Here is a 13,767-nt window from a genome sequence, read left to right on the forward strand (position 1 = left end):
GACATATCCCTTCAGGACGCTCATTATAAAAGCAGTAGTCTTAATGGGGGTAATCTCATATGGAACAGCTGCGTGCCGAACTTAGCCATCTGCTGGGTGAGAAATTAAGTCGGATCGAATGCGTGAGTGAAAAGGCCGATACCGCGCTTTGGTCGTTGTATGACGGTCAGGGCAACCCAATGCCGCTGATGGCCAGAAGTTTCACCTCGCCGGGCGTTGCCAGGCAGCTTGCATGGAAAATGTCGATGCTGGCGCGGGAGGGAACCGTCCGGATGCCGACGGTGTACGGCGTGATGACCCACGAGGAACATCCCGGCCCGGACGTGCTGCTGATTGAGCGTTTACGCGGCGTGCCCGTTGAAGCGCCCGCGCGCACGCCGGAACGCTGGGAGCAGTTAAAAGACCAGATTGTCGAGGCGCTGCTGGCCTGGCATCGTCAGGATAGCCGCGGGCTTATCGGTCCGGTCGACAGCACTCAGGAAAACCTGTGGCCGCTGTGGTATCGCCAGCGGGTGGAAGTGCTGTGGGGAACGCTTAACCAGTTCAACAATACCGGTTTAACCATGCAGGACAAACGTATTCTGTTTCGCACCCGCGAGTGCTTACCGGCGCTGTTCGACGGTTTTAATGACAACTGCGTGCTGATCCACGGTAATTTCACCCTGCGAAGCATGCTCAAAGACTCCCGTAGCGATCAGCTTCTGGCGATGTTGGGGCCGGGGATCATGCTCTGGGCTCCGCGCGAATATGAGCTGTTCAGGCTCAGCGACAGCGGGGCGGCGGAAGGTTTACTGTGGCACTACCTTCAACGCGCGCCCGTTGCAGAAGCGTTTCTCTGGAGGCGCTGGCTATACCTGCTCTGGGACGAAGTCGCGCAGCTGGTGAATACCGGACGTTTTAATCGCGCAAACTTCGATCTGGCAACAAAATCACTCCTGCCCTGGCTCGCCTGACGATCCTTTCAGCCACTGCCAGAGGCGTCCGAGCGTCTCATAACCGACGCGATCGCTATGCATCAGCCACGCCGGGGATGGGATCGCCCGTTCCCACGGGTTGAGCGGCGCGTCGATGGCCATCTGGTTTGCCGGTGCGGGAAGCGGGTGCAGGCCTTGCTTCTGGAAGAAAATCATCGCGCGCGGCAGGTGTGAGGCGGAGGTCACCAGTAAGAACGGGACATCGCCAATTGCCTGCTTCACTGCGGCAGCCTCTTCTTCGGTATCTTTTGGACTGTCCAGGGTGATAATCGAGGAACGCGGCACGCCGAGTGATTCTGCGACCCTGGCGCCCGCTTCAGCCGTACTCACCGGGTTCGTTTTGGCTGCCGCGCCGGTGAAGATCATTTTTGATCCCGGATTTGCCAGCCAGAGGCGAATGCCTTCGTTTAGCCGTGGCAGGCTGTTGTTGATCAGGTTTGAACTGGGCGCCCAGTCAGGATCCCAGGTATAACCACCGCCCAGCACCACGATGTACGCCACTTTCTGATTTCCCTGCCATGTTGGGTACTTGTTTTCGATGGGTCGTAGCAGACCATCCGCGACCGGCTGCAGGCTCAACAGCAGCATAACAAACCAGCCGAGCGTAATAAGCGTTTTGCCACTCTTCTGAAAGCGACTGAACCACACCAGCGCCAGCCCCAGCGCGATGATGATGAGCAGCAGCGGAAGGGGAAGCATCATCCCTCCAATGTATTTCTTAAGGGTAAAAAGCATCCTTTTTGGTTCCTTTTTTGACCATATAGCAGGTGATTACCCGTGATATTACACCAGAGAGGTTCATTCTCCGCGCGGGTGTGACAAAATAGCGGTTTTGCAGTTAGCGAGTGGAACTCTCCCAATGCGGGATCGCAATTTTGATGACATCGCGGAAAAGTTTTCGCGCAACATTTATGGCACCACGAAAGGGCAGCTCCGTCAGACGATCCTCTGGCAGGATCTGGACACCATCCTGGCTACCTTTGGCGGGCAAACGTTGCGCGTGCTGGACGCCGGTGGCGGTGAAGGGCAGACGGCGATAAAAATGGCCGAGCGCGGTCATCACGTCACGCTTTGCGATCTTTCTGCTGAAATGGTCTCCCGCGCGACGCGTGCAGCAGAAGAGAAAGGTGTGAGCGACAACATGCATTTTATACAATGCGCCGCTCAGGACATCGCGCAGCATTTGGAAACCCAGGTTGATCTGATATTGTTTCATGCGGTGCTGGAGTGGGTTGCCGATCCGCAAAGCGTGTTACAAACCCTGTGGTCGATGTTGCGCCCGGGCGGCACGCTGTCGCTGATGTTCTACAATGCTAACGGCTTCCTGATGCACAACATGGTTGCAGGAAACTTCGACTATGTGCAGGTCGGGATGCCCAAAAAGAAAAAGCGCACGCTTTCCCCGGACTATCCGCGCGATCCACAGCAGGTTTATGGCTGGCTGGAAGCGATTGGCTGGCAGATCGTTGGGAAGACGGGCGTCAGGGTGTTTCATGATTATCTGCGTGAAAAACACAAACAGCGTGACTGTTTTGACACCTTAACAGAATTAGAAACGCGGTATTGCCGTCAGGAGCCTTTTATCAGCCTTGGCCGCTATATTCACGTCACCGCGCACAAGCCGCAGATGCAAGGATAACCTATGAGTGAATTTTCCCAGACAGTCCCCGAACTGGTTGCCTGGGCCAGGAAAAACGATTTCTCCATCTCGCTGCCGGTAGACAGACTCTCTTTCCTGCTGGCGGTTGCCACGCTGAACGGCGAACGGCTGGACGGTGAAATGAGCGAGGGTGAACTGGTGGATGCGTTCCGCCATGTCAGTGATGCGTTTGAGCAAACCAGCGAAACCATTAGCGTGCGTGCCAACAACGCGATCAACGATATGGTGCGTCAACGTCTGCTGAACCGCTTTACCAGCGAGCAGGCGGAAGGAAACGCCATCTATCGCCTGACGCCGCTGGGCATCGGCATTACCGATTACTACATCCGCCAGCGTGAATTTTCCACGCTGCGTCTTTCCATGCAGCTCTCGATCGTGGCGGGTGAGCTTAAGCGCGCCGCCGACGCGGCGGATGAAAACGGTGACGAATTCCACTGGCACCGTAACGTCTACGCGCCGCTGAAATATTCGGTGGCCGAGATTTTCGACAGTATCGATCTCACCCAGCGCCTGATGGACGAACAGCAGCAGCAGGTGAAAGACGATATCGCGCAGCTGCTTAATAAAGACTGGCGAGCGGCCATCTCCAGCTGTGAACTTCTGCTGTCAGAAACCTCCGGCACGCTGCGCGAACTCCAGGATACGCTGGAAGCCGCAGGGGACAAGCTGCAGGCTAACCTGCTGCGCATCCAGGACGCGACGCTGGCGCATGACGATCTGCATTTTATCGACCGCCTGGTGTTCGATCTGCAGAGCAAGCTTGACCGCATTATCAGCTGGGGCCAGCAGTCGATCGACCTGTGGATCGGCTACGACCGACACGTGCATAAATTTATCCGTACCGCGATTGATATGGATAAAAACCGCGTCTTTGCTCAGCGTCTGCGTCAGTCGGTGCAGACCTATTTCGATGCGCCGTGGGCTCTGACCTACGCCAATGCCGATCGTCTGCTGGATATGCGCGACGAAGAGATGGCGCTGCGCGATGAAGAAGTGACCGGTGAACTGCCGCCGGATCTGGAATACGAAGAATTTAACGAAATTCGCGAGCAGCTTGCGGCGATGATCGAAGAACAGCTCGCTGTCTACAAAACCAGACAAGTGCCGCTGGATCTTGGTCTCGTGGTGCGCGACTATCTGGCGCAATATCCACGCGCGCGCCACTTCGACATTGCCCGCATTGTGGTAGACCAGGCGGTGCGCCTGGGCGTCGCGCAAGCAGATTTCACCGGACTGCCGCCGAAGTGGCAGCCAATTAACGATTACGGAGCCAAGGTACAGGCGCATGTCATTGACAAATATTGAACAAGTGATGCCCGTTAAGCTGGCACAGGCGCTGGCGAATCCGTTATTTCCGGCGCTGGACAGCCAGCTGCGTGCCGGTCGTCACATTGGCTTAGACGAGCTGGATAATCACGCCTTTTTGATGGACTTTCAGGAGTACCTGGAAGAGTTTTACGCACGCTACAACGTGGAGCTTATCCGCGCGCCGGAAGGGTTTTTCTACCTGCGCCCGCGCTCCACGACGCTGATTCCGCGTTCCGTGCTCTCCGAGCTGGATATGATGGTCGGCAAAATTCTCTGCTACCTCTACCTCAGCCCGGAACGTCTGGCGAATGAAGGGATCTTCACCCAGCAGGAACTTTACGACGAGCTGTTGACGCTGGCAGATGAAGGCAAGCTGCTCAAGCTGGTGAACAACCGCTCCACGGGGTCGGACCTTGACCGTCAGAAATTACAGGAAAAGGTTCGCTCTTCCCTGAACCGTCTGCGTCGTCTGGGGATGGTCTGGTTTATGGGCCACGACAGCAGCAAATTCCGCATTACGGAATCTGTCTTCCGCTTCGGCGCCGACGTGCGTGCGGGCGATGACGCGCGTGAAGCGCAGCTTCGCATGATCCGCGACGGTGAAGCGATGCCGGTGGAAAACCATTTGCAGCTCAATGACGAGCATGAAGAGAATCTGCCGGATAGCGGGGAGGAAGAGTAATGATTGAACGCGGTAAATTTCGCTCACTGACGCTGATTAACTGGAACGGCTTCTTCGCCCGAACGTTCGATCTGGATGAGCTGGTCACGACGCTCTCCGGCGGTAACGGTGCGGGTAAATCCACCACCATGGCGGCCTTTGTTACGGCGCTGATCCCTGACCTGACGCTGCTTCACTTCCGTAACACCACCGAAGCGGGGGCAACAAGCGGCTCTCGTGATAAAGGTCTGCACGGTAAGCTGAAGGCCGGCGTCTGTTATTCGGTTCTGGACGTCATTAACTCCCGTCATCAGCGCGTGGTAGTGGGTGTGCGCCTGCAGCAGGTCGCCGGTCGCGACCGTAAAGTGGATATCAAACCGTTTGCGATCCAGGGGCTGCCGACCTCCGTGCAGCCGACGGCGCTGCTGACGGAAACCCTGAACGAACGTCAGGCGCGCGTGCTGACGCTGCAGGAGCTGAAAGACAAGCTTGAAGCCATCGAAGGCGTACAGTTCAAGCAGTTCAACTCGATTACCGACTACCACTCGCTGATGTTCGATCTGGGCGTGGTGGCGCGTCGTCTGCGCACCGCATCAGACCGTAGCAAATACTACCGCCTGATCGAAGCGTCTCTGTACGGCGGTATCTCCAGCGCGATTACCCGCTCCCTGCGCGACTACCTGCTGCCGGAAAACAGCGGCGTGCGTAAGGCCTTCCAGGATATGGAAGCGGCGCTGCGCGAAAACCGCATGACGCTGGAAGCGATTCGCGTTACCCAGTCTGACCGCGACCTGTTTAAACACCTGATCAGCGAAGCCACCAACTACGTGGCGGCGGACTACATGCGCCACGCCAACGAGCGCCGGGTGCATCTCGATCAGGCATTAGAATACCGCCGCGAGCTGTTTACCTCCCGTAAACAGCTGGTGGCCGAACAGTACAAGCACGTCGAAATGGCGCGCGAGCTGGGCGAGCACAACGGTGCTGAAGGCGACCTGGAAGCCGATTATCAGGCCGCCAGCGATCACCTGAACCTGGTGCAGACCGCGCTGCGTCAGCAGGAAAAAATCGAGCGCTATGAAGCGGACCTCGATGAGCTGCAGATTCGTCTCGAAGAGCAGAATGAAGTGGTGGCCGAAGCCGCCGACATGCAGGAAGAGAACGAAGCCCGCGCCGAAGCGGCCGAGCTGGAAGTGGATGAGCTGAAAAGCCAGCTTGCCGATTACCAGCAGGCACTTGACGTGCAGCAGACGCGAGCGATTCAGTACACCCAGGCACTGCAGGCATTACAGCGTGCGAAAGAGCTGTGCCATCTGCCTGACCTGACGCCGGACAGTGCCGACGAGTGGCTGGATACCTTCCAGGCCAAAGAGCAGGAAGCCACCGAGAAACTGCTGTCCCTGGAACAGAAAATGAGCGTTGCGCAAACGGCGCACAGCCAGTTTGAACAGGCTTATCAGCTGGTAGTCGCGATTAACGGCCCGCTGGCGCGTAACGAAGCCTGGGACGTTGCCCGTGAACTGCTGCGCGACGGTGTGAACCAGCGCCATCTGGCCGAGCAGGTTCAGCCGCTGCGTATGCGTCTGAACGAGCTGGAGCAGCGCCTGCGCGAGCAGCAGGAAGCCGAGCGTCTGCTGGCGGAATTCTGCAAGCGTCAGGGAAAAAATTACGATTTCGACGAGCTTGAGGCACTGCATCAGGAGCTGGAAGCGCGTATTGCGGCCCTGTCCGATACCGTATCAAACGCCAGCGAACAGCGTATGACCCTGCGTCAGGAGCTGGAGCAGATTCAGTCCCGTTCGAAGACGCTCCTGGAGCGAGCGCCGGTCTGGCTGGCGGCTCAAAGCAGCCTGAACCAGCTCAGCGAGCAGTGCGGCGAGCAGTTCGAATCCAGTCAGGAAGTGACCGAATACCTGCAGCAGCTGCTGGAGCGCGAGCGCGAAGCCATCGTTGAGCGTGACGAAGTGGGCGCCCGCAAGCGCGACGTCGATGAAGAAATTGAGCGTTTAAGCCAGCCGGGCGGGTCAGAAGATCCGCGCCTGAATGCGCTAGCCGAGCGTTTTGGCGGCGTGCTGCTGTCCGAGATTTATGACGATGTTGGCCTTGACGATGCCCCGTACTTCTCCGCGCTGTACGGTCCATCCCGCAACGCGATTGTTGTCCCGGATCTGTCGCTGATTTCTGATCAGCTTGCCGGCCTGGAAGATTGCCCGGAAGATCTCTATCTGATCGAAGGAGATCCGCAGTCGTTCGATGACAGCGTATTCAGCGTCGACGAGCTGGAAAAAGCGGTGGTGGTGAAAATTGCCGACCGTCAGTGGCGTTACTCCCGCTTCCCTGAGCTGCCGCTGTTTGGCCGCGCCGCGCGCGAAAGCCGCATCGAGAGCCTGCACGCCGAGCGTGAAACGCTGTCTGAACGTTTTGCGACACTGTCGTTTGACGTGCAGAAAACCCAGCGTCTGCATCAGTCGTTCAGCCGCTTTATCGGCAGCCATCTCGCCGTTGCGTTTGACGCGGATCCGGAAGCCGAAATCCGCAAGCTAAATACCCGCCGTGGCGAGCTGGAACGTGCGATTGCAAGTCATGAAAGTGATAACCAGCAAAGTCGCGTTCAGTTTGAACAGGCGAAAGAGGGCGTCTCTGCCCTTAACCGCATTCTGCCGCGCCTGAATCTGCTGGCGGATGACACGCTGGCTGACCGCGTGGATGAGATCCAGGAGCGTCTGGATGAAGCGCAGGAAGCCGCGCGTTTCGTTCAGCAGCATGGCAATCAGCTTGCGAAGCTGGAGCCCGTCGTGTCTGTCCTGCAGAGCGACCCGGAACAGTTCGAGCAGTTAAAAGAAGATTATGCCTGGTCGCAGCAGGTGCAGCGCGAAGCGCGTCAGCAGGCGTTTGCCCTGACGGAAGTGGTGCAGCGTCGCGCGCACTTTGGCTACTCCGATTCGGCTGAAATGCTGAGCGGTAACAGCGACCTGAACGAAAAACTGCGTCAGCGCCTTGAGCAGGCGGAAGCGGAACGTACTCGCGCCCGCGAAGCAATGCGCAGCCATTCCGCTCAGCTAAACCAGTACAACCAGGTGCTGGCCTCGCTGAAAAGCTCCTTCGATACCAAGAAAGAGCTGTTAAACGATCTGCAGAAAGAGCTTCAGGACATCGGCGTTCGCGCCGACAGCGGGGCAGAAGAGCGCGCGCGTATTCGTCGTGACGAGCTGCATTCGCAGCTCAGCAATAACCGCGCGCGTCGTAATCAGCTGGAAAAAGCGCTGACCTTCTGCGAAGCCGAAATGGATAACCTGACCCGTCGCCTGCGCAAGCTGGAACGCGACTATCACGAAATGCGCGAGCAGGTCGTGACCGCCAAGGCGGGCTGGTGCGCGGTGATGCGCATGGTGAAAGACAACAACGTTGAGCGTCGTCTGCACCGTCGTGAACTGGCGTACCTCTCTGCCGATGAGCTGCGCTCCATGTCGGATAAGGCGTTGGGTGCGCTGCGTCTGGCGGTGGCGGATAACGAACACCTGCGCGACGTGCTGCGCATGTCGGAGGATCCGAAACGTCCGGAACGTAAAATTCAGTTCTTCGTGGCGGTTTACCAGCACCTGCGAGAGCGTATTCGTCAGGACATCATCCGTACCGACGATCCGGTTGAAGCCATCGAACAGATGGAAATCGAGCTGGGTCGCCTGACGGAGGAGCTGACCTCCCGCGAGCAGAAGCTGGCGATCAGCTCCCGCAGCGTGGCGAACATCATTCGCAAAACCATTCAGCGCGAGCAGAACCGTATCCGCCAGCTGAACCAGGGTCTGCAAAGCGTATCGTTTGGCCAGGTGAACAGCGTGCGCCTCAACGTCAACGTGCGTGAGGCCCACGCGACGCTGCTGGAAGTGCTCTCAGAGCAGCACGAGCAGCATCAGGATCTGTTCAACAGCAACCGTCTGACCTTCTCCGAAGCGCTTGCGAAGCTGTATCAGCGCCTGAACCCGCAGATTGATATGGGGCAACGTACGCCGCAAACCATCGGTGAAGAGCTGCTCGACTACCGTAACTACCTGGAAATGGAAGTTGAGGTAAACCGTGGCTCAGACGGCTGGCTACGTGCGGAATCCGGGGCGCTCTCTACCGGTGAAGCGATCGGTACCGGGATGTCAATTCTGGTGATGGTCGTACAGAGCTGGGAAGATGAAGCGCGTCGCCTGCGCGGCAAAGACATCTCGCCGTGCCGACTGCTGTTCCTGGATGAGGCGGCGCGTCTTGATGCCCGCTCGATTGCCACGCTGTTCGAGCTTTGCGAACGTCTCGATATGCAGCTCATTATTGCGGCGCCGGAGAACATCAGCCCCGAGAAGGGCACCACCTACAAACTGGTGCGTAAAGTGTTCCAGAACAGCGAACACGTTCACGTTGTCGGTCTGCGTGGCTTTGCGCCGCAGCCGCCGGAGTCATTGCCGGAAACCACGGCGGACGCTTCCTGAAGCATGTTCTGACCCGAAGCGGCGCACTGGCGCCGCTTTTTTTTTAAACTTAACTTGTGCTTGGGGCTGCGTTATCTTTAAACTTCTTTACATAAGGTAAGGCAACAGCTTAGCCGTCTACCTATAATGAAAGAAAGCCCCAACGTGATGGGCATGTCGTGAAAACAGGGGGCAAGGGATGTTGCTAAAGAAAGAATGTGGTCGTCAGCTGTCTGCGCTGAGTTTATGCCTGGCAGTGATGTTTGCTCCACTGTTAACCGCCCAGGCCGACGAGCCTGAAATTGTGCCGACTGACAGCTCGGCAACGACAGGCGCGCAGCCAACCTCGTTGTCCCAGCCGCTGGACCAGTCTCCGGCGACGGCTATCATGGCCGGAATTAAACCGCTGCCGGAAGGCATCGACGCGGAATCGCTCAGCCAGCAGCTGCAGTCGGGGCTGCCGTCAGGCTACACGCCTGTCTATATTAATCAGCTCACGCTCCTCTATGCCGCCCGCGATATGAAACCGATGTGGGAAAACCGCGATGCCGTGCGCGCCTTCCAGCAGCAGCTGGCGGAAGTCGCGATTGCAGGGTTTCAGCCGCAGTTTACAAAGTGGGTTGAGCTGTTAACCGATCCTGCCGTCACCGGGCAGGCGCGGGATGTGGTGCTTTCCGATGCCATGATGGGCTACCTGCAGTTCGTGGCGGGTATTCCGGTCAATGGCAACCGCTGGCTGTACAGCGATAAGCCGTACAAGCTGGCGACGCCGGCGCTGTCGGTGATTAACCAGTGGCAGCTAGCGCTGGATAACGGCGAACTGCCGCGCTTTATCGCCAGCCTCGCACCGGCGCACCCACAATATGCCACTCTGCACCAGTCGCTCCTCGCGCTGGTGGGGGACACGCGTCCATGGCCGCAAATGCGCGGTACCGCGACGCTGCGTCCGGGGCAGTGGAGCAGCGATGTTCATGCCCTGCGCGAGATCCTGACGCGTTCCGGTCTTCTTGACGGCGGGCCAAAGATTGCTCTTCCGGGGGATGATCAACAAAACGTCGCCGTCAGACCATCAGCGCCAGTAAAAGAGAAGAAAGCCGTTGTCCTGAGCGACAAACCCGCGGCTTACGATCGCGAGCTGGTTGCGGCCGTTAAACAGTTCCAGGCCGCTCAGGGACTGGGGGCCGATGGCGTCATTGGCCAGACAACGCGCGACTGGCTGAACGTATCGCCTGCGCAGCGGGCAGGGGTGCTGGCGCTCAATATTCAGCGTTTGCGCTTGCTGCCGGGAACGCTCTCTACCGGGATTATGGTTAACATCCCGGCGTATTCCCTGGTCTATTATCAGGATGGTAGCGAAAAACTGGCGTCGCGCGTGATTGTCGGGCGTCCGGATCGTAAAACGCCGATGATGAGCAGCGCGCTGAATAACGTGGTGGTTAACCCGCCGTGGAACGTACCGCCGACCCTGGCGCGAAAAGACATTCTGCCGAAGGTCTGGAACGATCCGGGTTATCTGGAACGCCATGGCTATACGGTGATGCGTGGCTGGAACAGCAAAGAGGCCATCGATCCTTATATGGTCGACTGGTCGACGATCACCGCGTCGAATCTGCCATTCCGTTTCCAGCAGGCTCCAGGGGCGCACAACTCTTTAGGGCGCTACAAATTCAATATGCCGAGTTCGGAAGCTATCTACCTGCACGATACACCGAACCACAACCTGTTCCAGAAAGATACTCGCGCGCTGAGTTCTGGCTGCGTGCGCGTGAACAAAGCCTCGGAGCTGGCCAATATGCTGCTGCAGGATGCGGGCTGGAACGATACTCGCATCTCGGATGCCCTGAAACAGGGGGACACGCGTTACGTTAATATTCGCCACAATATTCCGGTCAATCTTTACTATCTGACGGCGTTTGTGGGCGAAGACGGGCGTACCCAGTATCGTACAGATATTTACAATTATGATCTCACCGCGCGATCCGGCGCACAAATTTTGCCAAAAGCGGAACAATTAATCAGGTAAATGAAGTAGTTCGGGAAAAATGATTGTCGTAAGTTATGGTGAATAAGGGGCTATATCGCTGCAAGCCGCGTATTCACTGGGGTTGGGCGCCTTGACGTACCTGGTTTTGCCAGTTAAGGTGCCCTTCGTGCGCTAAGCATATTACGATTTCTTTTACCTGTAGACCTGATTATCATGGACAAATTTGACGCTAATCGCCGCAAACTGCTGGCGTTAGGTGGCGTTGCGCTTGGCGCAGCTGCCATCCTGCCGACGCCAGCATTTGCCACCCTCTCGACACCTCGTCCGCGAGTTTTAACGCTCAACAATCTTCATACCGGTGAGTCGCTAAAAGCGGAGTTTTTTGATGGCAGAGGCTATATTCAGGATGAATTAGCAAGACTTAACCATTTTTTCCGTGATTTCCGCGCGAATAAAATAAAAGCCATCGATCCAGGACTGTTTGATCAGATTTTCCGCCTTCAGGGCCTGCTGGGCACCAGCAAGCCGGTGCAGCTCATTTCTGGCTATCGCTCAATTGATACCAATAATGAACTGCGCGCCCACAGTCGTGGGGTAGCCAAAAAAAGCTATCACACGAAGGGCCAGGCAATGGATTTCCATATTGAAGGCGTTTCGTTAGCCAATATTCGCAAAGCCGCGTTATCTATGCGCGCAGGTGGTGTAGGATATTACCCCAGCAGCAACTTTGTACATATTGATACCGGTCCGGTTCGGCACTGGTAATAACGAAACACAGGAGCAGTATGAACTATCGTATTATTCCGGTTACCGCGTTCTCCCAGAATTGTTCATTGATCTGGTGCGAACAGACTAAACTGGCCGCGCTTGTCGATCCCGGCGGTGACGCTGAGAAAATCAAGCAGGAAGTCGCAGCAAGCGGCGTCACGCTGATGCAGATTTTGCTCACTCATGGTCATCTTGACCATGTAGGTGCTGCGGCTGAACTGGCTGAACACTACGGTGTGCCGGTGATTGGCCCGGAAAAAGAAGATGAGTTCTGGCTGCAGGGGTTACCCGCCCAAAGCCGCATGTTTGGCCTTGATGAGTGTCAGCCCCTGACGCCCGATCGCTGGCTGAACGAAGGAGAGCGCGTTAACGTAGGGAATGTGACTTTACAGGTGTTGCATTGTCCTGGGCATACGCCAGGCCATATCGTCTTCTTTGATGACCAGTCCCGTCTGCTGATTTCCGGCGATGTGATCTTCAAAGGTGGCGTAGGACGCAGCGATTTTCCGCGCGGCGATCACGGGCAGCTGATTCAGTCGATTAAACAAAAGTTATTGCCGCTGGGTGATGACGTTACGTTTATCCCTGGACACGGTCCGATGTCGACGCTGGGCTATGAACGGCTCCATAATCCGTTCCTTCAGGATGAGATGCCTGTCTGGTAACCAGAATAAAAAAAGCCTGCATAACGCAGGCTTTTTTATGGGCGCAAATTACAGTACGGCGACAATCGCTTCGCACAGTGGCGCCATGTTGTCAGGCGTCATGCCAGCAACGTTCACGCGGCCAGAGGCCACCGCGTACACGCCAAACTCTTCACGCAGACGCAGAACCTGCTCTTTGGTCAGGCCGCTGAACGAGAACATACCGTTCTGTTTGATGATAAAGCTGAAGTCGCGGTCCGCGCCTTTCTCAGCCAGGGTGTTCACAAACAGCAGGCGCATGCGCTGAATACGCTGGCGCATATCGTTCAGCTCTTGTTCCCAGATGGCGCGCAGCGCATCGTTGCTCAGGATAGTGGCAACAACAGACGCACCGTGAGCCGGTGGGTTAGAGTAGTTAGCGCGGATAACCGATTTCATCTGGCTGAACGCACGATCGACAGTCTCTTCGTTAGCGGCAACCAGCGTACAGGCACCCACGCGCTCATTGTACAGACCGAAGTTCTTGGAGTAAGAGCTTGCGACAATCAGCTCCTGATGCACGGCTGCGAACGCGCGCAGGCCTTCGGCATCTTCTTCCAAACCGCGGGCGAAGCCCTGATAGGCGAAGTCAAACAGCGGCAGCCAGCCTTTTTCTACGGACAGCTTCGCCAGGTGTTCCCACTGCTCAAGCGTCGGATCGATACCGGTTGGGTTGTGGCAACAGCCGTGGAACAGCACCACGTCACCTGCCTGCGCTTCGCTCAGGCTCGCCAGCAGGCCGTCAAAGTCGAGAGAGTGGTTTGCTGCGTCGTAGTAGGCGTATTCACGCACTTCCAGACCCGCAGAGTTAAACACGCTCTTGTGGTTCGGCCAGCTTGGGTTGCTTACCCATACGCGCTTAACAGAGGTGTTTTTCGCCAGGAAATCCGCCGCAACGCGCAGCGCGCCGGTACCGCCAGGGGTTTGTGCTGTGCGAGCGCGTTTGCTGCTCACAATTTCGCTGCCTTTACCGAACAGCAGTTCCTGAGTGCAGCGACCAAATTCAGGGATACCATCAATACCGAGGTAGTTTTTGGTGGTTTCGTTTTCCAGCAGATACTGCTCAGCTTTCTTAACGCTGGTCAGTACCGGAGTTTTGCCGGTTTCATCTTTATATACACCAATACCCAGGTTGATTTTGCCAGGGCGGTCGTCGGCACGAAACAGATCGGCCAGGCCCAGAATAGGGTCGGCAGGAGCGGCGGTAATGTTCTCAAACATGACGAAGTTCCATTGTGATTACAGAAGTGAAATCCGCTATCAGGTTAACGGTAGATT

At 56.9% G+C, this 13,767-nt stretch carries 10 protein-coding genes; 8 read left to right on the forward strand and 2 right to left on the reverse strand.

The annotated features are described in order from the left end of the window. Window positions 1-59 precede the first annotated feature (59 nt). On the forward strand, window positions 60-953 hold the full coding sequence (locus DFO52_RS09175) for a YcbJ family phosphotransferase (RefSeq protein WP_133550204.1): 894 nt from the start codon (window positions 60-62) through the stop codon (window positions 951-953). On the opposite strand, the gene elyC is transcribed toward DFO52_RS09175, so the two are convergent. Further along, the gene (elyC, locus tag DFO52_RS09180; protein ID WP_047648170.1) at window positions 930-1,709 is read right to left on the reverse strand and encodes an envelope biogenesis factor ElyC; all 780 of its coding nucleotides are present in this window, start codon (window positions 1,707-1,709) and stop codon (window positions 930-932) included. The two genes, DFO52_RS09175 and elyC, sit on opposite strands and share 24 nt — an antisense overlap. Window positions 1,710-1,833: 124 nt before the next feature. Here elyC and cmoM point away from each other — a divergent pair, with 124 nt between their 5' ends. The 7 genes from cmoM (at window position 1,834) to DFO52_RS09215 (ending at window position 12,471) form a co-directional block, all read left to right on the forward strand. Further along, on the forward strand, window positions 1,834-2,613 hold the full coding sequence (cmoM, locus tag DFO52_RS09185) for a tRNA uridine 5-oxyacetic acid(34) methyltransferase CmoM (RefSeq protein ID WP_047648169.1): 780 nt from the start codon (window positions 1,834-1,836) through the stop codon (window positions 2,611-2,613). 3 nt (window positions 2,614-2,616) lie between these two features. Next, entirely contained in the window at window positions 2,617-3,939 is a 1,323-nt protein-coding gene (gene mukF / locus DFO52_RS09190; protein ID WP_023311005.1) for a chromosome partition protein MukF, read from the forward strand. Continuing rightward, window positions 3,920-4,624, forward strand: coding sequence for a chromosome partition protein MukE (mukE, locus tag DFO52_RS09195; RefSeq protein WP_021240871.1), 705 nt, complete (start codon window positions 3,920-3,922; stop codon window positions 4,622-4,624). Before mukF ends, mukE begins: the two co-directional genes overlap by 20 nt. Continuing rightward, window positions 4,624-9,075, forward strand: a complete 4,452-nt coding sequence (gene mukB, locus DFO52_RS09200; protein WP_133550206.1) for a chromosome partition protein MukB — start codon at window positions 4,624-4,626, stop codon at window positions 9,073-9,075. Before mukE ends, mukB begins: the two co-directional genes overlap by 1 nt. Window positions 9,076-9,253: 178 nt before the next feature. Continuing rightward, window positions 9,254-11,077: a L,D-transpeptidase gene (gene ldtD, locus DFO52_RS09205; RefSeq protein WP_133550208.1), complete on the forward strand. Its 1,824-nt coding sequence runs from the start codon at window positions 9,254-9,256 to the stop codon at window positions 11,075-11,077. Between the two features lie 174 nt (window positions 11,078-11,251). Next, window positions 11,252-11,803 (forward strand): YcbK family protein, encoded by a 552-nt coding sequence (locus tag DFO52_RS09210; RefSeq protein ID WP_023335137.1) that lies wholly within the window; start codon window positions 11,252-11,254, stop codon window positions 11,801-11,803. A 20-nt stretch (window positions 11,804-11,823) separates the two neighbouring features. Further along, the gene (locus tag DFO52_RS09215) at window positions 11,824-12,471 is read left to right on the forward strand and encodes an MBL fold metallo-hydrolase (protein WP_023311009.1); all 648 of its coding nucleotides are present in this window, start codon (window positions 11,824-11,826) and stop codon (window positions 12,469-12,471) included. Between the two features lie 48 nt (window positions 12,472-12,519). Here the strand turns inward: DFO52_RS09215 and DFO52_RS09220 are convergent, their stop codons facing one another. Beyond that, window positions 12,520-13,710 (reverse strand): amino acid aminotransferase, encoded by a 1,191-nt coding sequence (locus tag DFO52_RS09220; RefSeq protein WP_047648166.1) that lies wholly within the window; start codon window positions 13,708-13,710, stop codon window positions 12,520-12,522. Window positions 13,711-13,767 lie beyond the last annotated feature (57 nt).

Source organism: Enterobacter sp. AG326, from assembly GCF_004362415.1.
GTDB classification, from domain to species: domain Bacteria; phylum Pseudomonadota; class Gammaproteobacteria; order Enterobacterales; family Enterobacteriaceae; genus Enterobacter; species Enterobacter asburiae.